Origin of the sequence: Kocuria cellulosilytica (assembly GCF_040981245.1) — a bacterium.
In the GTDB taxonomy this organism is placed as follows: Bacteria; Actinomycetota; Actinomycetes; order Actinomycetales; family Micrococcaceae; genus Kocuria; species Kocuria cellulosilytica.
The window spans coordinates 1-573 of record NZ_JAVFWZ010000094.1 but is presented as its reverse complement, the minus strand read 5'-3'; the positions used below and the strand labels follow the sequence as shown (position 1 = coordinate 573).

The 573-nt window shown below is 68.4% G+C and carries 1 protein-coding gene; it reads left to right on the top strand.

Annotation, left to right across the window (positions count from 1 at the left end; translation table 11 throughout):
* Positions 1-3 precede the first annotated feature (3 nt).
* Positions 4-150, top strand: coding sequence for a YdeI/OmpD-associated family protein (locus RCG67_RS17160; protein ID WP_368828014.1), 147 nt, complete (start codon positions 4-6; stop codon positions 148-150).
* The last annotated feature ends 423 nt before the right edge of the window (positions 151-573 follow it).

The window sequence follows — 573 nt, the reverse complement described above, 5'->3', positions numbered from 1 at the left end:
GTCTTGAGCGCCCAGAACCGGTATGCCGTGCTGTACCGGGTCACCACCGCCCAACGCCCGCAGACCCGCGCCCGGCGCATCAAGCAGTACGTGGCCATGCTGGCCCGAGGCGAGACCCTCTACCCGCAGGCGACACGCCCGCCCCTCTGAGAGGGCAGGTGAGGGGTGGAGTAGTTTCTCGATGTCCATGCCACCGGCGGGCGGGCGGAATCGCCCGCACTGGCGCGGGTCATGGGTGGATCAGGATGCTTGGCACGACCGTGCTGCGCCCACGCCCAGGAGCCGTGTGTGCGGCACGAGGTTTCCCCGGGGGGGGGGATGACAGTGGACGGTGACCGGTTCCTTCCCGGCTGTGTCGATCCGAGGTGGGAGGGGCGCCCATGACCAGGGTTCCCGCCGCCATGGGCAGGCTTCCGTGGCCGCGACGACCTCCATGTTGACATCGTGGAGGTCGTCTCATTTCTCGGTGCTGCGAGCGCCGGGGTCGTATTGTGCGCAGCCGGTGCTTCGTCATGTGCGTAGCAGGTGTGGAGGCCGCATGGTCCGGGCAGAGGTACCCCTGGAGAATCCGGT